Annotated in this window: 17 protein-coding genes; 14 read left to right on the top strand and 3 right to left on the bottom strand. The window is 62.7% G+C overall.

Annotated features, from left to right (window positions below):
* Nucleotides 1-48 precede the first annotated feature (48 nt).
* The 4 genes from ACS8YF_RS10705 (at nucleotide 49) to ACS8YF_RS10690 (ending at nucleotide 5160) form a co-directional block, all read left to right on the top strand.
* Entirely contained in the window at nucleotides 49-2010 is a 1962-nt protein-coding gene (locus tag ACS8YF_RS10705) for a hypothetical protein (protein ID WP_440850212.1), read from the top strand.
* A 79-nt stretch (nucleotides 2011-2089) separates the two neighbouring features.
* A complete protein-coding gene (locus tag ACS8YF_RS10700) occupies nucleotides 2090-2761 on the top strand; it encodes a YceH family protein (protein ID WP_440850211.1) in 672 nt (223 codons plus the stop codon).
* A 133-nt stretch (nucleotides 2762-2894) separates the two neighbouring features.
* Nucleotides 2895-4391 carry a P-loop ATPase, Sll1717 family gene (locus ACS8YF_RS10695; RefSeq protein ID WP_440850210.1) on the top strand — a complete coding sequence of 499 codons (1497 nt, stop codon included), beginning with the start codon at nucleotides 2895-2897 and terminating at the stop codon, nucleotides 4389-4391.
* A complete protein-coding gene (locus ACS8YF_RS10690; protein WP_440850209.1) occupies nucleotides 4357-5160 on the top strand; it encodes a DUF480 domain-containing protein in 804 nt (267 codons plus the stop codon). The genes ACS8YF_RS10695 and ACS8YF_RS10690 overlap by 35 nt, the downstream gene beginning before the upstream one ends.
* Here ACS8YF_RS10690 and ACS8YF_RS10685 read toward each other — a convergent pair.
* Nucleotides 5070-5417, bottom strand: a complete 348-nt coding sequence (locus ACS8YF_RS10685; RefSeq protein ID WP_440850208.1) for a hypothetical protein — start codon at nucleotides 5415-5417, stop codon at nucleotides 5070-5072. The genes ACS8YF_RS10690 and ACS8YF_RS10685 overlap by 91 nt on opposite strands.
* Before the next feature lie 13 nt (nucleotides 5418-5430).
* Here ACS8YF_RS10685 and ACS8YF_RS10680 point away from each other — a divergent pair, with 13 nt between their 5' ends.
* From ACS8YF_RS10680 to ACS8YF_RS10635, 10 genes are all read left to right on the top strand, one after another.
* Nucleotides 5431-6012, top strand: coding sequence for a DUF480 domain-containing protein (locus ACS8YF_RS10680; RefSeq protein WP_440850207.1), 582 nt, complete (start codon nucleotides 5431-5433; stop codon nucleotides 6010-6012).
* Between the two features lie 93 nt (nucleotides 6013-6105).
* A complete protein-coding gene (locus tag ACS8YF_RS10675; protein ID WP_440850206.1) occupies nucleotides 6106-6387 on the top strand; it encodes a type II toxin-antitoxin system Phd/YefM family antitoxin in 282 nt (93 codons plus the stop codon).
* Nucleotides 6384-6686, top strand: coding sequence for a type II toxin-antitoxin system RelE/ParE family toxin (locus ACS8YF_RS10670; RefSeq protein WP_440850205.1), 303 nt, complete (start codon nucleotides 6384-6386; stop codon nucleotides 6684-6686). The genes ACS8YF_RS10675 and ACS8YF_RS10670 overlap by 4 nt, the downstream gene beginning before the upstream one ends.
* A 481-nt stretch (nucleotides 6687-7167) precedes the next feature.
* Complete coding sequence (locus ACS8YF_RS10665; RefSeq protein ID WP_440850204.1) at nucleotides 7168-8484, top strand: amidase; 1317 nt, start codon at nucleotides 7168-7170, stop codon at nucleotides 8482-8484.
* A gap of 474 nt (nucleotides 8485-8958) precedes the next feature.
* Nucleotides 8959-10317 carry an ABC transporter substrate-binding protein gene (locus tag ACS8YF_RS10660; RefSeq protein WP_440850203.1) on the top strand — a complete coding sequence of 453 codons (1359 nt, stop codon included), beginning with the start codon at nucleotides 8959-8961 and terminating at the stop codon, nucleotides 10315-10317.
* A gap of 141 nt (nucleotides 10318-10458) precedes the next feature.
* The gene (locus ACS8YF_RS10655) at nucleotides 10459-11334 is read left to right on the top strand and encodes a branched-chain amino acid ABC transporter permease (RefSeq protein WP_440850202.1); all 876 of its coding nucleotides are present in this window, start codon (nucleotides 10459-10461) and stop codon (nucleotides 11332-11334) included.
* A gap of 2 nt (nucleotides 11335-11336) precedes the next feature.
* Entirely contained in the window at nucleotides 11337-13202 is a 1866-nt protein-coding gene (locus ACS8YF_RS10650) for a branched-chain amino acid ABC transporter ATP-binding protein/permease (RefSeq protein ID WP_440850250.1), read from the top strand.
* Nucleotides 13189-13887: an ABC transporter ATP-binding protein gene (locus ACS8YF_RS10645; RefSeq protein WP_440850201.1), complete on the top strand. Its 699-nt coding sequence runs from the start codon at nucleotides 13189-13191 to the stop codon at nucleotides 13885-13887. Before ACS8YF_RS10650 ends, ACS8YF_RS10645 begins: the two co-directional genes overlap by 14 nt.
* A gap of 754 nt (nucleotides 13888-14641) precedes the next feature.
* Nucleotides 14642-15775, top strand: coding sequence for a porin (locus ACS8YF_RS10640; RefSeq protein ID WP_440850200.1), 1134 nt, complete (start codon nucleotides 14642-14644; stop codon nucleotides 15773-15775).
* Nucleotides 15776-15810: 35 nt separating this feature from the next.
* A complete protein-coding gene (locus ACS8YF_RS10635) occupies nucleotides 15811-16269 on the top strand; it encodes a hypothetical protein (protein ID WP_440850199.1) in 459 nt (152 codons plus the stop codon).
* Between the two features lie 752 nt (nucleotides 16270-17021).
* Here ACS8YF_RS10635 and ACS8YF_RS10630 read toward each other — a convergent pair.
* Nucleotides 17022-19226 carry a methyl-accepting chemotaxis protein gene (locus ACS8YF_RS10630; RefSeq protein ID WP_440850198.1) on the bottom strand — a complete coding sequence of 735 codons (2205 nt, stop codon included), beginning with the start codon at nucleotides 19224-19226 and terminating at the stop codon, nucleotides 17022-17024.
* Nucleotides 19227-19859: 633 nt separating this feature from the next.
* A complete protein-coding gene (locus ACS8YF_RS10625) occupies nucleotides 19860-20846 on the bottom strand; it encodes a hypothetical protein (RefSeq protein WP_440850197.1) in 987 nt (328 codons plus the stop codon).
* Nucleotides 20847-20999 lie beyond the last annotated feature (153 nt).

Below are 20999 nucleotides of genomic sequence, written 5' to 3'. Positions count from 1 at the left end.
CGCCGGCACCCGTCGGCAGCGCGACTTCATTTGAGCCGATATCCCTGCATGACCTCCAGCACGCCGAGCACCCCCCAGTTCGACCAGACGCTGATGGCGCTGGGCCAGGCCCGCCAGGCCGACCCGAATGCTTCCAATGCCCAGGCGCTGGCCGCCGCCGGCATGGTGCTGGCCGAGGAAGGCGGCCCCGCCGCCCTCTATCATCGCGTCAAACGCTTTGAATCGGCGGGCGTATTTCGCGGCACCGACTGGGACCACCCGGCCATTCTGCAGCCCGATATCGCCAAGCTTTCGCTACGCACCGGCGATGCGCAGACCACCGTCATCGAAGCACTCAGCCAGCTGCGCCTGCTGGCCGTCGCGCGCGGCGACTATGCGCACCCGCGCATCACCGCCGAGCACGCGCGCCAGTTCATCACCCAGGTCATGGCGCTCAACCTCGACCTGCTCTCCGGCCAGCTGCGGGAGGCCGACCGCGAACGGCCGTTTTCCCTCGGGCCGATGGTGGCCGCGCTGTACCAGTTCCAGGTCGAGGCGATGGGCTACGAGAGCATCCTCGACAGCCTGGTGGCGGAAGTCTGGCGTATTCTCGAACAACGCCCGATCGACGTCGACGACGTGCGCGAAATGGTCATCCAGATCGCCGAATGCCTGTTCGACCCCAAGCTGGATACCGACAACACCGCCGCCCAGCAGCTCGTGAACTGCCTGTTCGCGCCCACGCCCGGCTGCGCCGAAGACCCCGGCGTGGATGTCTACCGCATGCGCCTGCCGACCTTCACCGACGACGAGCTGCGCGCCGAAGCCCAGGGGTTTGCCCAGGCCATGCACGACACCGGGCTGGTCTCGGTGTACAACGCCGTGTTCCTGCGCCACCTGCGGACCCCCGAAATCGGCGGCGAGCACCTGATCCCGGTCACGCTCGGGCTGGGCCGTACCGGTACCGATGCCTACCAGTGCCATACCGCGCTGGTGCACGAAATCATCGACGACATCATCTTCGTCGAGACCGCCCAGTCGGTCTATGGCCTCGCCCAGTTGCTCGAGCGCGGCACCCTGTTCAACGGCCCGGTCGCCGCCGGCCTGTCGCGCCAATTGCGCCTGCCCCTGTCGGCCGAGACGGAGGCCACGCTCAGCACCGCCTTCGGCGCGCGCCGCGCGCCGCGCGTATGGCTCATGGCCGGCGTGCTCAACCTGCTCGGCCAGCCGCTCGGCGTCGGCCAGGGCAACAACCCGACCTGCCAATCGGTGATCGGCCTGTCGATGTGGGCCGACAACGATCCGGACTACCTGCTCCAGCTCATCGCCTGGGCCGCGCGCGACGACGAAGTGTTGCTGCGCTTCGAGGGCGACATCGTTTCCTCCAAGGGCCTGGCGGCCGGGCTGGCCAAACAGCGCCCGCTGGACGTGGACCCGGTGTCAATGATTCTGGTGCCGCATCTGGACCGCATCTATATCGAAATGGGCCGGCTCTGCGGCGAGCGCGACGACGACCTGCACCGCTGGATTCATCCCGAGTTCTACGGCTGGTGGGTCGGCAACGGCTTTCGCGTCGTCGCCAACGCCGGCACCGATCAGATCCAGGACCACGCCGCCTTCATCCGCGATTTCTACGCCAGCTACCACCCGGCCTATAACGGCGGTGTGCCGGTGATCCACCCGCAGCCGGCCGGCATCGCCGCCACCGACAGCGCCGCCCGCTACATCGGCCGCCACGCCATCGCCATCCGCCGCGTCGCGCTCGACCCGGACGGCGAAATGCGCGTCTACTTCTTCAACCCCAACAACGACAGCGGCCAGGACTGGGGCCAGGGGATCTGCACCGACACCCACGGCCACGGCGAACGCCATGGCGAGGCCAGCCTGCCCTTCCACCAGTTCGCCTCGCGCCTGTTCGTGTTCCACTACGACCCGCTCGAACAGGGCAACCGCGAGGGCGTGCCCGCCGAGGCCATCGACACCGTCCTGGCACTGGCCAACGACAGCTGGACCGTCGCCTTCAAGCCGTAGCGCGAATTCACGCGGGCCGGGTACCCCATCCCGCCCGCTTTATGCGTAGCATGGGGGCGGATCCCACAACACCCTGCCTATGCTCCCCACCCTCACCGACATCGAAGCCCGCATCATCGGCTGCCTGATGGAGAAATCCGTCACCACGCCCGACCAGATGCCGCTCACCCTCAACGCGCTCACCAACGCGGCCAACCAGAAGTCGGCCCGCGAACCGGTCATGTCGCTGACCAAGATCGAAGTGCAACGCGCCGCCCGCGCCCTGGCCGCGCGCAGCCTCGTTCAGATCGACGAAAACTTCAAAAGTGGTATCGAGAAATACAAACAGCGGATGTGCGGCGCCGGCCAGTTCACCGACATCAAGCTCACTAAAGCCCAGTTCGCAGTCCTCACCCTGCTGCTACTGCGCGGGCCGCAGACGCCCGGCGAAATCCGTTCCCGGGCCGGCCGCCTCCACGACTTCGCAACCAATGAAGATGTCGCCGCAGCCGCTCGCGAACTGGTTGATGACGACGACCTCGACAACTCGCTGCTCGTCGAGCTACCGCGCATGAAAGGCCGCAAGGAGGCCGAGTTCATGCATCAGCTCTGTGGCGCCGTGGATATGGAGGCTTATGCCGGGATGGCGGCCGAAGGACCGGGGCGGTCGGCCGATAAGGAGCGGATTGCGGAATTGGAGAAACGGGTTGCGGAGTTGGAGGCGGAGAATGCGGAGTTGTGGGAGCAGCTTGATGCACAGAGCAAGGCCTGAGCCTGGAAGCGAGTAGTCGCGATGAACACGTTAACGGACGCCGGAGTCGGCGCGAGATCGACAGAAACCTAAATCAGGTATCTACAAACGTTACCGAATTGCGGTTTGTCGCCAAGAACAGGATTAATTTTGCATGACGAAGCATGAAGTACTTGCCGCTACGAACTTTGGGCAACGTGTTGCAGAGGAGGAAGTTGCCGCCCTCTCAGGCTATTTCGTCGAGACGGATAACTGGCGCCGTCTTTTTTCTGGCGAGATTGACGTCGTATATGGCCCTAAAGGTTCGGGGAAAAGTGCCCTCTATGCTCTCCTTCTAGCTCGGTCAGATGAACTCTTCGATAGAAACGTATTATTGATCGCAGGGGAAAAGCCGCGGGGAACGCCAGCGTTCCGTGATCTTGTTGCAGACCCGCCGGCGACAGAAGCAGAATTCACTAGCTTGTGGAAACTTTATTTTCTATCGCTTCTTTCAGCGACCTTCGATGAGTACGGCATTGAAAATAGTGAGGCTACGCAATTAAAAGAGCGGCTAGCAGATGATGGCTTGGTGAAGGGTCAAAGGTCACTGCAGTCGCTAGTACATACTGTTTTAGATTACGTTAAACGGCTTCTACGCCCCCAAGCGATTGAAGGCGGCGTAAATGTCGATCCTGCAACGCAACTCCCTATCGGTTTTACGGGAAAAATAATATTCGGTGAGCCATCTCTCGCGGCGCGAGAGTGCGGAGTTGAATCAGTGGACTCGCTACTTGAGTTGGCGAACTCAGCTCTAAGAAGATACGCAAAATACAATGTATGGATAGTTCTCGATCGCTTAGATGTCGCCTTCGCCGAGAGTCTTGAACTTGAACAAAATGCTTTGAGGGCTTTATTCCGCGTCTACTTGGACCTCTTGGACTACGATCAAATCGGCACTAAGATTTTTCTACGTACCGACATTTGGAAGCGCATTACCGAGGGCGGGTTTCGCGAGGCGAGTCACATTACTCGACACGTCACTATTAATTGGGACAGAAGTTCGCTCCTAAATTTGGTCATCAGACGCGCACTATTTAATCGAGCAATAGCGGAGTATTACGATATCGATGCGGTCGAAGTGTTGGCATCAACAAGATCTCAAGAAAACTTCTTCTTGAGACTATGTCCAGACCAAGTGGACGTAGGCTCTAATAAGCCGACAACCCTCGATTGGATGCTGGGACGAACTCGTGACGGAATTCAAACCAACGCACCGCGAGAATTGATTCATCTTTTAAGTTCTCTTCGTACGCAGCAAATGCGTCGCTTCGAGCTGGGCGAGCCTGACCCGGATGGAGAGTCTCTCTTCGCGCGCGCAGCGTTCAAGCAAGCTTTGCCTGAAGTGTCCGAAGTGAGGCTTACTCAAACCCTATATGCTGAGCATCCGGAACTTCGCGACTATATTGAGGCACTGCGAGGACAGAAAACATCCCAGCGACTAGCGACGCTATTGCCAATATGGAATTTGCAAGAGGAAGCTACGCGACATGTGGCTGAGCAGCTCGCTGAAGTCGGTTTATTCGAACCGCGAGGAACTCGCGACGCGCCAGAATATTGGGTGCCTTTCCTTTACAGAGATGCGCTGGACCTTGTTCAAGGAGCGGCCGAATAAGTCTTTGGCGTCTCCAAGAAAGTATGGAGGAAGCACGAGGGAGGGCTTCGGGGTCAGATACCCTCTTGGATTTCACGCTCCTCTCCTTCGGGGTCAGGTCTTGCGTTTTGCCTCTCTCCGCCACCACTGCGCGCGACCGTATCGACTGTCCTGCGAAGCCCTGTCCCGGCAATGCCTGGCGCGTATCGAAACCCGCGAACCCGGAGTCCAGGCCTGGACGCACTTCGCCCCGAATACCGTCAGATCGACGAAAACTTCAAAAGCGGTATCGAGAAATACAAACAGCGGATGTGCGGCACGGGCCAGCTCACCGACATCAAGCTCACCAAAGCCCAGTTCGATCCTCACCCTGCTGCTGCTGAGTGGGCCGCAAACGCCCGGTGAAATTCGCTCCCGGGCCGGGCGGCTTTACGAGGTCGCCGCTCGGGAACGGGTTGATGAGGACGACCTCGACAACTCGCGGCTCGTCGAACTGGCACGCATGAAAGGCCGCAAGGAGGCCGAGTTCATGCACCAGCTTTGTGGCGCAGTCGATCGGGACGCCTCTGCCGAAACAGCCGCCGCAAGCTCGGGCGCTCGGCGACGACCGCATTGGCCGGCATCCCGGACCCGAGGCGCCGCGAGTACGGGTCGGGAACCTACACGCGGCGCGCTAACGCTGAATTGCGGCACGCGGGCTCAGGCCGCTAGCGTGCCTGGGGCGTCGTCAGTTTCAGCGGCGATCGGGGGCGTCGCTGGTTTTCGCCGCTGGTTGTCGCCGCCATCATGATGGTCGCTTTCGAGCTTGAATGCGCCAATGGACTCGGCGAGCCGACTGGCTTCGGTCTGCAGTTGACCCGCGGCCACGCGGCTGTCGGCTATAGAACGGTCCGACTGGCTCAGGGCGTCCTGTAACTCGAGAATGGCGGCGTTGAGCGTTTCGATGCCGATATGCTGTTGCTGGCTGGTTGTATTGAGGCCGTCCATACGTTCAGCCACTTGGGCGAATGTGGTCACGATTTGGTGCATCTGGTTTTCCGTATGCATTTGGGGTCAGGTCTTGCCTTTTGCCTCTCTACGCCACCACTGCGCGCGACCGTATCGACTGTCCTGCGAAGCCCTGGCCCGGCAATGCCTGGCGCGTATCGAAGCCTGCGAGCCCGAGATCCGGGCCTGGACGCACTGCGAACCGAATACCATCAGATCGACGAGAACCTCAAAAGCGGTATCGAGAAATACAAACGGCGGATGTGCGGCACGGGCCGGCTCACCGACATCAAGCTCACCAAAGCCCAGTTCGATCCTCACCCTGCTGCTGCTGAGTGGGCCGCAAACGCCCGGTGAAATCCGCTCCCGGGCCGGCCGGTTTTCCGAGGTCGCCGCTCGGGAACTGGTCGATGAGGACAACCTCGACAACTCGCTGCTCGTCGAACTGCCGCGCATGAAAGGCCGCAAGGACGCCGAGTTCATGCACCAGCTTTGCGGCGCAGTCGATCTGGACGCCTATGCCGAAACAGCCGCCGCAAGCTCGGGAGGCTTTGCCGATAAGGAGCGGATTGCGGAGCTGGAGCGACGAGTGGCGGAGTTAGAGGCGGAAAATGCGGATTTGCGTGACCAACCAGACGCACGAGGCAACACCTGACCCTGAGCATCCGGGACCTTGTTTAAGCATCTTGCCTAGCGAACGGCAATGTCGTACTCTTTTCTGTACACTAAAACGTACCGAGGTAATGCCGTGTCAAGGGTTCGAGTGGATGAAGATATCCGTCCCCTGTCCGAGTTCCGGGCCGGGGTGGCCACGTTTGTAAAGCAGCTCCATGAAACCCGCCGCCCTATGGTACTCACGCAGAGAGGTCGTGGTGTTGCCGTACTGCTGGATGTGCATGAGTACGAGAAGATGCAGGAGCGTCTTGAAATACTGGAAGAGGTCTATAAGGCCGAAGAGCAGATCGCTTCCGGGGGAGGTATTACGCATGAAGACGCGAAGGCTCGGGTTATGAGCGGCCTCACCCGGTGACAATTGTTTGGTCCCCGCTTTCGCTGGAGCGTATCGAGGATATAGCTCGCTATATTGCGGAGGACGCCCCCGATGCGGCGGCACGCTGGGTGGATGATTTATTTGCCAAGGTAGAGCGATTAGCTGATTTCCCCAAAAGTGGGCGTATCGTTCCCGAGGTGGGGTCGCCTCGTATCAGGGAGCTGATATTGGGTGCGTATCGAGTGATTTACAGCGCCCGGGATCAGGTCGATATTCTGACTGTACGTCGCGGCAGCCAATTACTGCGCATGTCGGAGCTCGGTGATGACGAGACATAACCCATAGCGGCACAACAATCGACTTTCCGCCGTTTCGAACCTTTGGAGCCATGTCTTGTGGCGTGCATGGCTACCGAATGGATTAGCCTTTAATCACATCAGCATCCTGATTCCCGACTCCAACCCAGCGGTCTGCCCACCCCTTTTTAACCTTCAGGCCAGATCTTGAATTGAAATATTTGCACAACACAAGACTGCCCCGGTAATTGCTGCAAAACATAGCGCGCTGATCTGTGGGATGCCCGTCGTGGATGTGCCTGCAACAGCGGCGATCGATTCGGACTCGGCTCAAGCCATGTGCGCAGCACTGGAATATCACCCGGCGTTCTCCCGGGCTAAGATCGGCATGGAACATGAGCAGGCTTGGCATGGCTGATGGTTTCGACAACCGCAAGCCATCCCTCGGCCTCGTGATGCCCGACCTCTCCCCGCCATATTGCGCTTGGACGTCTCAGTCCACCGACAGCCAAGAGTAAGCCCGATGACCAGCAACACCGGACCGGTTCTCTCCGCCACCACGGCCCGCGACCACATCGCGAGCGGCGCGCTGTCCTGCGAAGCCCTGGCCCGGCAATGCCTGGCGCGTATCGAAGCCCGCGAATCCGGGATCCGGGCCTGGACGAACTGCGATCCACAAGCCGTGCTGGACGCCGCCCGGCAGCTCGACCGTGTGCCGGTGCAGGGGGCGTTGCACGGGCTGCCCGTGGGCATCAAGGACATATTCGATACCCACGACATGCCCACCGCCTACGGTTCGCCGATCTATACCGGGCGCACGCCGGCCGCGGACGCCGCGGCGGTCGCTCTGATCCGACAGGCCGGCGGGCTCGTCATGGGCAAGACGGTGACCACCGAGTTCGCTTTCTTCAATCCCGGCAAGACCCGCAACCCACACGACTGCCAACGCACACCGGGGGGATCGTCCAGCGGCTCGGCGGCCGCGGTCGCTGCCGGTCAGGTACCGCTGGCCATCGGCACCCAGACGGCGGGCTCGGTCATTCGGCCGGCGTCGTTCTGCGGTATCGTCGGCTACAAGCCGTCTTACGGCTGGATCAGCCCGGCCGGCCTCAAGCCCGCGGCCTGGTCGCTGGACACCGTGGGCGTTTTCGCCGCCGATGTCCCCGGTGCCGCGCTACTTGGCAGCGTGCTCAGTGGCCGCGATCTGAGAATCGATACCGCATCCGGCACGCTGCCGCGCTTTGGCTTTTGCCGTACCCCGCAATGGCACGCAGCCCGTTCGGCCACGCGCACGGCCTGCGATACGGCGATCAACCGTGTAACCGCGGCCGGCGGCGATGTCGAGACCGTGACCCTGCCGGCTATCTTCGACGACCTGCTTGCGGCCCAGGAAACGATCATGGCCTTCGAAGCCGCGCGCTGCCTGGCGTTCGAGCACGACCGGCACCGCCGCCAACTCAGTGACCGGCTGGCCGCGCTGCTCGATCACGGGGCGACGATCGCCGCCGGCCACTACGAGGCCGCGCGCCGTCTCGCCGCGCAGTGTCGCGCTGCGTTTGCGGATTGCCTGGCCGAGGTGGATGTGTTGCTTACGCCCAGTGCGCCCGGCGAGGCGCCGCTGGCGACCTCGGGCACCGGCGATCCGGTTTTCAATCGGATCTGGACGCTGCTCGGCGTGCCCTGCGTCAACGTGCCCGGCCTGACCGGCCCGAATAACCTGCCGGTCGGCATTCAGCTGATCGGATCGCGCGACGGGGATGCCGCGCTTTTACGGGCCGCCCAATGGCTGGCGCAGGCGTTCGAAAGCGCCCCCGCCGATCCCGACCGAAAAGTCCGGTAAGGCAAGTTCACGCCATGATGGGCAACGCATGGGGCTGCTGGGAGTCGGGACCAAGGCGTGTTGCTGCCTCACACAGCACCGCGCCCGGCGCTACGACTTCCGTCTATAAGTAAAAACGCAACCCTATGAATCCTCATTACTCTTAGGCTTAAGATAAGACCATTAACGAAGTCTCTGTTGATCCCCGGTCTCGGCTGCACCGACAGTAGCTCAGTGGGTGACGCGAAAATAAATCAACAAAACCCTCTTGTTGCAAAGGCACCGGATGCGCGCGGATGACTTCGGTCACCGGCGCATACGGCCGTGACAAGAGCGTAAGCCAGATAACGCGTGACGCCATGGGGCCGCTCGCCGATCCGCGGATCGGCATATCGTCGCCGTCTATTGAATCCAGGTTGCAACGGACGCCGGCAGGGCGCGACGTCAAAGGCTGTACGGCACCCCGGGTGCCGCCTATCGGAGGAATCGAAAATCATGTCAACTCGTAGATCGAACGGGTTCGGACCGGCCACGAGCCGCCGCGCCTTCATGAAGACCGGATTGGGCGCGGCGGGCGCGCTGATGTTGCCCGGCGCACTGCTCAATACCGCCTGGGCCAAGGACTACCCCAGCCTCGGGACCTTCCCGGCCGGGGCGAGCGGCGACAGTGTCTTCGTCGGCCTGAGCGTGCCGTTGACCGGCGCCTATTCCACCGCCGGCCAGGATGAGAAGAAGGGCTACGAGCTGGCCTTCGAGCACATCAACAACGGCACCGGCATGGCCGCGATGATGGATTCGCTCAAGGGCAGCCAGGGCGTGCTCGGCAAGCACGTGGAGTACGGCATCGGCGACTCGGAGACCAAGCCCAACAGTGCTGTCCAGGTGCAGACGCGTTTCATCCACGAAAAGAAAGCGATCATGATCAGCGGCTGCTCGAGCAGTGCGGTGGCGATCGCGCTTGAGAAACTCGCCCAGCGCGAGAAAGTGGTCAACATGGTCGGGGCCAGCGGCTCCAACGACACCACCGGCAAGGACTGCCAGCGTTACGGCTTCCGCTCGCAGCCCTCGGCCTATATGGCCGGCAAGGCGCTGGCACCGGTCGTGGCCAAGGAAATCGGCACCAACGTCAAGGCCGCTTACCTCGTGCCCGATTACACCTACGGCCACACCGTGTTCGACTCCACCCGCGAGTTCACCGAGAAACAGGGCTGGAAGACGGTATCGAAAGTGCTGGTGCCGGTGGGGGCCTCCGACTACAGCTCCTACCTGCTCAACATCGCCAACAGCGGCGCCGATGTGTTCGTGAACGTGTGCTTCGGCAACGACTCGGTGGCCTCCAGCAAGCAGGCCCAGCAGTTCGGCATCCTCGACAAGATGAAGATGGTGGTGCCCAACATCTCGCCCTTCCAGGCTTCCGAGCTCGGCCCCGACATCATGGCCGGCGTCTACGGCACGCTCGATTTCTGGTGGACGATGGCCGATCGCAACGACTACGCGAAGACCTTCGTCGATTCGTTCGAGAAGAAATACGGTTCCAAGCCGCGGTGGACGGCCCACATCGCCTATCTGCAGTCGATGATCTGGGCCGATGCGGTCACCCGTGCCGGTACCTTCTATCCGCCCGAGGTGATCAAGACCCTGGAAAGCGGCAAGCACATCCAGAGCACGCTGGGCGAGGTCTACTACCGCGCCGAGGACCACCAGATGGTGCGTGAAGTGCCGGTGGTCGTCGGCAAGAGCAAGAGCCAGATGAAGAGCAAGGAGGACTACTTCGAGATCGTCGGCGTCACGCCGGGCAAGGATGTCATGCCGCCGCCCGGCACCTTTGCCTGCAAGCTCGGTTCCTATACCTAGACCCGTGCCGCCGGCGGTGCCGGTGCGGCGGTCGATCGCCGTGCCGGCGCCGCACTCTTGCCGAATACCGGATCATCCCGATTCACGGGCTCTGATCCGGCGCTTTGATGGGCTTGTCCCGCGGGTTCAACAGGACTTGTCATGCCGAATCTCTCGCTGTTGCTGTCGCAGCTGTTCAACGGGCTGGCGCTGGGCACGCTGCTGGCGCTGATCAGTACCGGTCTTACCATTATTCTCGGCACGCTGGGCGTGCTGAATTTCGCGCACGGCGCCCTGTTCATGGTGGGCGCCTATGTCGGCTATGCGGTGATGCAGACCACGCATTCCTTCGTGCTGGCCGTCACCTGCGGTGCGTTGTTCGTGCTCGTGCTCGGCGTAATCATCGAGCGCGGCCTGATCCGGCTTTACTACGATCGCCCGCCGGAAGACCAGATCCTGATGACCTTCGGCCTGGGCATCGTGATCGTCGAAGTCGTGCGTCTGATGTTCGGCGGCATCAGCCGCCGCATGGCGGTGCCGGACTGGGGCAACGGCATCTTCAACATGGGCTTCATGATCTACCCCAAATATCGCTTGATCGTGATGGTGATCGTCGCGGTCACGCTGCTGATCCTCTACCTGGTGTTGTATCGCACGCGGCTGGGGCTGGTCGTGCGGGCCGGTATCGAGGACCAGCGCATGGTCGGCATGCTCGGCCTCAACGTGCAGCGCACCTTCATGGTGGTCTTCGGCCTGGGCGCGATGGCGGCCGGCTATGCGGGGGCCATCGACGCGCCGATCGTGTCGGTCACGCCCGATATGGGCGAGCAGGTGCTGGTGGAATCGTTCGTCGTGGTCGTGATCGGTGGGCTCGGCTCCTTTCCCGGCGCCATCCTAGGCGGGCTGATCGCCGGCGAGATCATCAGCCTCACCTCCATGTTCAATCCGGCCTACTCGCAGGTCATGCTCTACGCGGCCATGGCGCTGGTCCTGGTACTGCGGCCCCAGGGGCTGTTCGGTCAGGAGGGGCGGGAATGAGCATGCTATTGCCGCGACGCGGCGCCGGGGGCGGCGGCTGGCGGGTGGAGTTGACGGTGGCCGCCGGTCTGATCATCGCGCCCTTCATCCTGCCCTGGATCGGGCTCAACGCCGATACCATGGCGCGCATCATGATCTGGGGGCTGTTCGGTCTCGGCTTCGACCTGCTGTTCGGCTACACCGGCCTGCTGTCCTTCGGCCAGGCCGCCTTCTTCGGGACGGGCGGCTTCATCAGTGCGTATCTGCTGGTCAACGGGCTGGTACCCAATGTCTACGCCGCGCTGCTGATCGGCACGTTGCTGGCCGCGGTCTACGGGGCGGTGATCGGGGTGTTCGCACTGCGCCGGATCGGCATCTATTTCGCCATGATCACGCTGGCCTTCGGCGAGATGTCGTTCTTTCTGGAAAACTCGCCACTGTCGGCCTTCACCGGCGGCGAGAACGGCCTGCCCGGCGTGCCGGCGCCGGTCCTGCATCTCGGCGTGGCCACGATCGTCGTGAAGTCCGGCGAGTGGAGCATGTACGGCTTCATGGCTGCACTGTTCCTGGTCGGATTCGTGCTCGCCCGGCGCATCGTCAAATCGCCGTTCGGCGCGGTGCTCATGGCCATCCGCGAAAACACGCCGCGCGCCATCGCCTGCGGCCACAGCGTGCAGAAGTACAAGCTCACGATATTCATCGTGGCGGCGGCCTATGGCGGCTTCGCCGGCGGCCTGCTCGGCATCCTGCAGGCCTACATGCCACCCGACGCCTTCGCCCTGCAAACCTCCGGCCAGTTGGTGATGCAGACGGTAATCGGCGGCAGCGGCACGCTTATCGGCCCGCTGCTGGGGGCCACGATCTGGCTGTACCTGCGCGAGGTACTGCAGCATATTCCCGAGATCGGTGCCCTCTGGAAGCTGATCCTGGGCGCGGTTTTCGTGATCCTCGTGACCCTGTTCCGTCGCGGCATCTGCGGCGAGATCCTGCGCTACATGCAGCCGCGCCCGACCGGCGGCCCGGTCGAGCCCGCCTCCGGTAGCGAATCGCCACCCAGACCGCGATCCGCAGATCAGGCAGGCGCACAACCGGTATCAGCCCAACCGAGGACGACCGACGATGCACCGGTCGTGCTCGAAACACGCGGCCTGAGCAAGCACTTCGGCGGCGTGCATGCGGTCACCACCGTGGACTTCACGGTGCGGGCCGGCGAGGTGCGCGCCCTGATCGGCCCCAACGGGGCCGGCAAGAGCACGTTCTTCAAAATGCTCACCGGCGAACACATCCCCACCGCGGGCGACATCTTCTTCCGCGGCGAACGAATCACCAAGCACGGCCCCGCGGCGGTCTCACAGCTCGGCATGAGCAAGAGCTATCAGATCAATCAGCTGTTCGTGAACCTGACCGTGCGCCAGAATCTGACCATTCCGGTGCTCGCGCGCCGGCGCGGCGCATTCCGCCTCGACATGCTGCGGCGGCTGGAACGCTGGGATGAGATCAACACCAAGGTCGACTCGCTCATGGCCCTGATGGGCCTGTCCGAACGCGCCGACCAACCCACCAGCGTACTGGCCTACGGCGAAAAACGCAGGCTCGAGATCGGCCTGGCGCTGGCCATGGAGCCCGAGGTGCTGCTACTGGACGAGCCACTGGCCGGCATGAGCCCGTCGGAACGCGCCGATACGGTGGCATTGCTGCAGCGGCTCCGGGTCGGTCGCACGCTGATCGTGGTGGAACACGATATGGATGCGATCTTCGAACTGGCCGAGCACATCACCGTGTTCTACGAAGGCGAGAAACTGGCCGAAGGCACGCCCGAGCACATCAAGGGCCACCCGAAAGTCCAGGAAGCCTACCTCGGAGGGATGGAAGAAAATGAGCTTGCTTGAGGTCGACCGCATCGACAGTTTCTATGGCGACTCGCATATCCTGTTCGGCCTCGACCTGCACGTGGAGCGCAACGAAGTCGTGGCCCTGCTCGGTCGCAACGGTGCGGGCAAGACCACCACGCTCAATTCGCTGATGGGTGTAGTCCGGCCCCGGTCCGGCACCGTCACCTTCGACGGCGAACCCATCCAGGGCCGCCCGCCCTACCAGATCGCGCGGGCGGGCATGCAACTGGTACCGGAGGAACGGCGCATCATTGGCGCGCTGACCGTCCACGAGAACCTCAAGCTGGCGGCACTGACCGCGACCGACGCCTGGTCCTTCGACCGTATCTACGACACCTTCCCGCGGCTGGCGGAGCGGCGCCGCAGCGGCGGCCAGGACCTGTCCGGCGGCGAGCAGCAGATGCTGGCGATCGCACGGGCACTGATCCGCAATCCCAAGCTGATTCTGCTGGATGAGCCGTTCGAAGGCCTCGCGCCCTTGATCGTGAAAGATCTGGTCCGGATTTGCGGCGAGCTGGCCGCGGCCGGCCAGACCTTCGTCGTGGTCGAGCAGAACGTGGCGGCCGCACTGTCCCTGGCCACTCGCTGCTATGTCATCAATAACGGCCACAAGGTCTACGAGGGCACGCCCGGCGAATTACGCGCCGACAAGGACGTCATGAGCCGTTATCTCGGGGTCTGAGGCCCGGAGCTGGGCGGCGAGCCGCCATTTCGACGCCAGACGGGCTTCGTGGGCGGTAACCGCGACCAGGCTTGCAACCGTCCCGGGCGGGGCGGGGCGGGCAACCGGCCTGTTGGGCGGAAAGCCGAATTTGGCGAATAGATCACTAAACTGACGGTTTTCGGATCACTCGTGCGGTGATACCGCATAATACATATTGCCGCAGCGGGACCAGCGTAATAACCGTGGCCGTCATTGCCCCACAAGACAAGACTGTCGCCGACACGGCGCCGCAGCAACCGGGCCGCCTGGCGCCCGATAAAGACCACTTCCCAGCGCGCCCGAGGGAGCCTCACCACTGGGCGGCAAGGGGGAAACCCCAGCGCTGACCGGCAGGAAAAGGACGGCATCCGCACACCCGATATGGCGCATACGACTAACGGATTAATCGTCCCGAAAAGGCCCGAAAAAAGGCCGCTTGACGGCCGCCCATACCAAATCCCTTTGTCATTTTTTCATAATCGCATGACCGCGACTTGACACTTTTGCTCGCCCCGCCTTATACCACTTGGCAAGTTGGATATGACGGCTTTCGCGAGACACATAGCCTTGCGGCAGCGCGGCCGATCAAATCGTGCCTCGGCGTACGGACTGAAGCAGGGAGATACGTTCCAGTCCGCCACGCCCGGCACGGCCTGCCATGGCAGGATATCCAGCAATCGGGTTCGGGCCGATGGGGCCCGTGTAATCAGCATGCTCAGGGGGTTCTAAACCAATGCGTTCCATCAACAAATACCTGCTGCCGTCGGCAGTTTCGCTCGTTACCGCCATGGGCGTCGCCGCCCCGGCCGCACAGGCTTTCGATTTCAAGGTATCCGGTCAGGTCGACCGTGCCGTGACCGCCGTGGACAACGGCAAGAACACCGACGTCGGCTTCGTCGACAATACCGGCTCCAACACCCGGTTCCGCTTCACCGGCGACCAGATGATGAGCAATGGCATGAAGGTCGGTTTCGACTACGAAGTCGGGCTCGGCAACAACTCCAGCGGCGGCTGGGATATCAAGAATGCGGGTAACGAGCAGAACAACTTCTACGATAACCGCGAGGCCAATATCTACGTGGAAGGCAACTTCGGTCGCTTCACGCTGGGCAAGGTGGATGGCGCGGCCAATGCCGGTTCCGAAGTCGACTATTCCGGCCTGACCTACCTGGGTGGTGGCGTCGATTTCGCGGATTATGCGGGTGGCGTTGCATTCACAGGCAAAAACGGTAAGTACGTCGTTGACTCTAGTGGCAAACCGGCAACAGTCGGTCGCGTTTTCAACGAGTTCGATGCCCTGTCGCGCCAGAACGCGATTCGCTATGACTCGCCCACATTCAGCGGCGTGACGTTGTCCGCCAGCGTCGACAGCGGCCATGCCTACGAACTAGCCGGTCGCTATGCGAAGGACTTCGCGCGCGGGGGCAAATTTGGCTTGGCCGCCGTTTATGTCGACTCCCAGGATCATGGCCAGAAAATCAATTACGCCACCAGCACCTACATTAACGGGGATCGCTTCAAGGAAATGGGTGGGTCAGCGTCGCTGCTGCTGCCTTCGGGTATTGTGTTCACCGTCTCCGGCAAGCATCGCGACTACGTGAACTCCGGGCACAACAGCGCCAACAACTACTTCGCCGGCATCGGCTACGTGAAGGGCAACAACCATTTCCAGGTCAACTATGACCGTACGGATGGCGCCTACATGGATGGCAGCAAGGGCAACCAGTACGGCCTGGCCTACCGTCGTGACTGGACCAAGAGCATCCAGCTGTATGCCTCCTACCATCTGTACACGGCCAGCGGCCTGGGCACGAGCGTCAAGGACATCAACCAGATCTATACCGGTGTCCGCCTGAAGTTCATGTAGTCTGAGCCGACTATTCGGTGTATTGGGGAGTTGCTGTGAAGCATTACGGATGGGGCACCCTGGCGGTGGCCGCGATCATCGCAACCGCTGGCTGTGCCAACGGTCTGCATGGGCATATGCAGAGCTATGATCAGCTGCCGGGCTCCGGCGACCACATGGCCCAAGGGCCCGGGCTGATTCATTTGCGCAAGACAGACCAGAACTATCAGGGCGGCATGCGTATTTTCTCGGACAAGCCGGGGCAAGGCGCCTTGATCAATCCGAGCGCCAATCAGCAGTCCACGGACACGGCGGCCAATCAGAGCCAGGCGGCGTCGCCATCGACGCCACCTGGCTCGAGCCCGGAGCAACAACAGGAATATCGTCAGTTCGAGAAGTATCAGAAGTTCCAGAACTTCCAGCACATGTCGAAGGATTCACCGCAATACCGGAAATTCCGCGAATGGCTGCAATGGAAGCAGTATCAGCAGTGGCAAAACAGTGCCCATCAGTAGCTGAACGATTGAGTACCTGAACCTTGAAAGGCTTTCTCCGGAAAGCCTTTTTTTATTCGCTGCGACCCTGGGACAGCAAAGGCCGTCCTACCGGCCCGCTCCCGGTATAGCCGCGCAAGCCGGCATTCCGAAACGGCGCACAAACAGCCTCTTTCGCCCTGCGGCGACAAGCGCCTCTCCCCTATCGAGGTTGCGGCGCCCGCGCCGATGGGCCTGACTGGCCGCGCCAACGGTGGTAAGCAATGACCGCCCAGCAAGCAGCACGATGCACCCGAACGCCGGCAAGGCCGCCCGGCTTGAGCATCAACAACGCCCCTCCGCTGCTACCGGTGCATGCGGGTCAGCAGATAGCTCTGGGGGAGACCCGATCAGGGCGGTCAGGATCACCCGGGCCGCGTTGTACCCACTGCCGACGTTGATCAACAACCGCTGGGAATTGCAGAAGAACAGGAACGGCAGGATAGCGCCCCTGGACGCCGGTCGCGATCGGATCCGCGCGGGATCGCCGCCGCCGCATAAGCGGCCAACCCCACCGGCGGTATATCGTCGGCGAGGGTGGTGGTCGCAGTGATCGCTATGGCGATCGTCGCCACGTCGCGGGGGGCGAGTCCCGGGCCCGGAACACTTCCTTGCCCACACGCCCGAGGCGACCGCGAGCGACGACCTCAGCACCACCTACCCGATCACCGCCCTCGTTGCTCGATGGCGCCGCGCACAAGGTGCGCGGCTCGCTGTTGGCACCCGGGCCGACCTCACAGCCGGCCCGTTTGCGGCGCGGCTTCACCGAATTCCTCGTCGCCGCGATCCGCCATCGCATTGTCCCGAGGCGCCCCGCCCCTGGCCGCGGATGCGGCGGTATCCGCATCGGCCGCATCGTCGAGTGACATGCGGACCTTGAAGCTGCTCACCGTTTCCGCCAGTAGCGACGCTTCCCGCTTCAGCGACTCGGATGCCGCTGCGGACTCCTCCACCAGCGCCGCGTTTTCCTGCGTCATCTGGTCCAGTTGCGTGACGGCCTGATTGACCTGGGAAATGCCGGTTTTCTGTTCGTCGGCTGCGGAGGTGACTTCGTTGATCAGATGATTGACACGCTGGACCTGTTCCACGATGTCTTTCATCTTGTCGCCGGCCTGCTGGACCAGGGCTTCGCCGCTGGCTGTTTTCTCGGCCGACGTATCGATCAGCGTCTTGATCTCCTTCGCAGCCTCGGTGCTGTGATTGGCCAGGCGCCGGACTTCCTCGGCCACCACCGCGAAACCCCGTCCGTGCTCGCCGGCGCGTGCCGCCTCGACCGAGGCATTGAGTGCCAACAGGTTGGTCTGAAAGGCAATCGAATCGATCACATCGATGATCCTGACCACTTCCTGGGAAGACGCGCTGATGTCGCGCATTGTGCCCACGACATCGGTCATCAGGCCATTGCCGCTTTCAGCCGCCGTTACCGCACTATCGGCCAGGCTCGCGGCATGACGCGAGGATTCAGCCGAATTGGCCACCGTACTGGTGAGCTCCTCCATGGCGGCGGCCGACTCTTCCAGGTTGGCCGCCGTGTTTTCGGTACGTCGAGAAAGATCCATGCTGCCGGCGGAAATCTCGACCGAGGCCAGTTTGACGTTCTCACTGCTATGGCGAACGTCGACCATGACCCGCTCGATCTTGTCGACAAAGGAATTGAACTGGGTGGCAACGGCCGCCAGTTCATTGCGCCCGGATACCGGCAGGCGCTGCGTCAGGTCGCCATCGCCGGTGGCGATATCCCGCATACGTCCCGCGAGCTGGCCCAACGGCCGCGCGATACCGCGCCCGACCCACCAGATGAACACCAGACCCAATCCCGCGACCAGCGCGCTGATGAGGGCCATACCCACAATGTCGTGCGTGCGTTGCTGCGTCAGATCACCGTGCATGGCATTGAGATCCGCCATCACCGCCGAGACGGGCAATTGCAGCACCAGCGTCCAGATGGTGCCGGTATTACCGACCCGGATGGGGTGATAAAGCTCGATCATCCCGGCCTTGTGATCCGTCATGCGTATCGCTTTATCGCTGTGCCGGGCCTGCTTGAGGCGCGTCATGCTGGCGTCGCCCAGCACCTGGCTGGCCGGTTTGCCGAGCTTGGAGGCATCCCCGGTATAGGCGACCAGCCGCCCCAGGGGCGCGACCAGCGCCATGCGGCCGGCGCCGTTGTAGAGCGCCTTGTTGGCCTGCGAAAGCAACGACTGGATGAAATTGACGGCCAGGTCCGTCCCGGCCACCCCCTTGAAAACACCGTCGACCATGATCGGGACGTTGAACGATGTTACCAGTTTGTTCTTGCCGCCATAGTTGTAGATGGCCGGATCAATGATGCAGATCTTGTGGGTTTCCCGGGGGCACAGATAGTACTCACCCTTGCGCACGCCGGACGGCAGCATCTTCTGGCTTTCCATGCCATTCTGGATACCGAGCGCCAGCACCTTGACGTCACCATTTTTGGTCCGGTACCACCACGGCCGGAAGCGCCCGCCCCCGTCATAGCCCTTGCCGTCCTGTTGCGGCGGAACATAGGCGGTATCCGCACCGAAGGCATTCGGCTGCCAGCCGATAAACGCGTCGAGCAGAAACGGGTTCTTGACCACCGCCTGCCTGGTCAATGCCGACATCTCGTCGCGGCCGATGCCGAGCGCCGGCTTCTTGTCCGCCCCGGCCCCCATCAACTCATTGGCGTGGGCCAGGGACTTGGCCACATCCAGCGCCTGCTCCAACTTGCCGTTGATCTTCTCGGCCTGGGCATCGGCCAGCGACGTCAGGCGCTTGTCTATACCCGCTTTCAGCAACGACGAAGTCCGCGCCTGGACCATCCGCTCCGTCCGCGTCGTCGAAAAATAGTTATAAATCAAAAGCACAGCGACCACGCCCAGAATACAGGCGCCGGCAGCCAGGACAACGAAGTGCTTGATTGACTTGAAATGCTTCATCGTGAGCGCGAACTCGGCTGACCCACATCCGTGCGCATACGCCGGTTCAATACAGAAAGGCGTGGGCAACGGACTGCGGTAAGTTGCAGGGGACGGAAAGTAACGGCGCGTCAGCGGAAAGCTTGAGCCTATGGCCGCGATAGCGAAGCCGGCCTGCGCGAAGGAGAGCACGCGGCCGGAGCGGCTTGTGTTTCTGTCGCGGCGGTTGCCGTTTCACGCCGCGCCGCGTGACGGCCGGAAAGCAGGTCAGCCAGGCGGGCCGGTCTATTCCGCGGGCCGGCCCTGCAGACCGGCGCCCGGGCTATCGATGACGGGCCGCAATCCGAAGGGCCGACTCATGACTCTGGCCGCCTGGGCACGGCCGAGGCAGCGTTCCGTGTTTCAGCGGCGAGGGCCGGCCGGCTGGGGGGGCGCGTCCTATGCGGGCTGTCCGGCCCCCGCCCGCCCCGCTCGACGCTGCCCGCGGCATGGTGGCGATATCCGGGGATCCGCCTTGCCCGGCCCCTCGGCAAGCGGGCAACCGAGGATGGAACAGGCGGCTGTTTGTGCGCGCCGCGCCGCGGTATCACCCGGGGCGCGGCGTCGGGCGGCTGCACCGGCCAATCAATGAACCGACACCAATCCGCGCCACCGTCAGCCGGTCTTGTGGTCGCGATACACAATAATCGCCGCCTGCCGCGGGTCGCAGACGTAGGCATGATCGTGATCGTCGGTGGCCACGCAGTGCGCATGCCTGGCCGTGGGCACGGTCGCGACTTTCTGCAATTGGTCGTGCGCGGCAAGCTTGAGCACGCTGAGGGTGGCGCTGCTCGCACCGGGCGCGTACAGGTGTTGCAAGTGCGGGTTCCACGCGATCAGGTCGACACCGGCCCCCACCGCGGCGTGACTGACCTCCTTGCCGTTTTGCGCCGTATCCAGCGCCACGACCTTACCCTCGTGACAGCCGACGAAAAGCAGGTTCCGCGCCGGGGCCAGGGCCAGTCCCTGGTCACGTTGGCAGCTGTTCGGCCAGGAGGCCACGACCTGCAACGAGCGCAGGCTGATTTTCAGCGTGGTAGCGGGCCGCTGGTTGGCATAGACCGCATGATGGGCCGGGTCCACGGCGAGCAACTCGGGCGAACCTTTCGGCAGCGAGATCGCACCCAGCAGTCGCAGCGACGGATGCGCCCCGGCGGTGGCCTTGAACCGCTGGATTTCATGCGTTTCCGGCTCGGTGACCCACACCTGATCGAGCGGCTTCACGTAGCGGATGATATCCGGGCCCGAGGCCAGCCTGGCGCGCGCCACGACCTGCCCCCCATGCGGATTCACGGCAACAATCGCTTCGTCCTTGTGATCGCTGGCAAACACCAGCCCGTCGCCGGAATCGGCCGAGGTCGTGCCGGCATCGTCGTGATCGGCGCCCTGGCCCGACGGCACGATGTGTCGCCATTCACTCAGCGTCTGGCGCGCCGGGTTGATCAGCGCCAACGCGCCGCTTTGCGCCGCGGGAACCAGTACGCGATGCAGCGACGGCGCGTAGGTCATGTCGTCGAAATCCAGGCCGCTGCCTTGATGCGGCAGCTGGATCCGATGGGTGGCCGCCGCCATGGCACTGCCGGCACCGGCCATCAAGATCATGCCAAACAGAACGACGGCCGCGGCAAGGGGAACGGAGCGGCGATAAAACATGCGGAATACCGAACGATAAAGATTGTCGTTTGCAGTCTAGCGGCCCCGCGCGACCCGGGGAAACGAAAAATGTACGCCTTGTTTTCAATGCCCTCCGGCAGG

The organism is Salinisphaera sp. SWV1, assembly GCF_052044155.1.
Taxonomy (GTDB): Bacteria; Pseudomonadota; Gammaproteobacteria; order Nevskiales; family Salinisphaeraceae; genus Salinisphaera.
Note: the sequence above shows the minus strand (reverse complement) of the source record. Positions and strands in the feature narration are given on the sequence as shown.

Coding starts and splice junctions, on each gene's coding strand:
- ACS8YF_RS10685 (WP_440850208.1), bottom strand. CDS start 5,417: ATGCATACGGAAAACCAGATGCACCAAATCGTGACCACATTCGCCCAA.
- ACS8YF_RS10665 (WP_440850204.1), top strand. CDS start 7,168: ATGACCAGCAACACCGGACCGGTTCTCTCCGCCACCACGGCCCGCGAC.
- ACS8YF_RS10625 (WP_440850197.1), bottom strand. CDS start 20,846: ATGATCTTGATGGCCGGTGCCGGCAGTGCCATGGCGGCGGCCACCCAT.
- ACS8YF_RS10690 (WP_440850209.1), top strand. CDS start 4,357: ATGCGCTGGACCTTGTTCAAGGAGCGGCCGAATAAGTCTTTGGCGTCT.
- ACS8YF_RS10705 (WP_440850212.1), top strand. CDS start 49: ATGACCTCCAGCACGCCGAGCACCCCCCAGTTCGACCAGACGCTGATG.
- ACS8YF_RS10645 (WP_440850201.1), top strand. CDS start 13,189: ATGAGCTTGCTTGAGGTCGACCGCATCGACAGTTTCTATGGCGACTCG.
- ACS8YF_RS10660 (WP_440850203.1), top strand. CDS start 8,959: ATGTCAACTCGTAGATCGAACGGGTTCGGACCGGCCACGAGCCGCCGC.
- ACS8YF_RS10630 (WP_440850198.1), bottom strand. CDS start 19,226: ATGAAGCATTTCAAGTCAATCAAGCACTTCGTTGTCCTGGCTGCCGGC.
- ACS8YF_RS10700 (WP_440850211.1), top strand. CDS start 2,090: ATGCTCCCCACCCTCACCGACATCGAAGCCCGCATCATCGGCTGCCTG.
- ACS8YF_RS10650 (WP_440850250.1), top strand. CDS start 11,337: ATGCTATTGCCGCGACGCGGCGCCGGGGGCGGCGGCTGGCGGGTGGAG.
- ACS8YF_RS10655 (WP_440850202.1), top strand. CDS start 10,459: ATGCCGAATCTCTCGCTGTTGCTGTCGCAGCTGTTCAACGGGCTGGCG.
- ACS8YF_RS10640 (WP_440850200.1), top strand. CDS start 14,642: ATGCGTTCCATCAACAAATACCTGCTGCCGTCGGCAGTTTCGCTCGTT.
- ACS8YF_RS10695 (WP_440850210.1), top strand. CDS start 2,895: ATGACGAAGCATGAAGTACTTGCCGCTACGAACTTTGGGCAACGTGTT.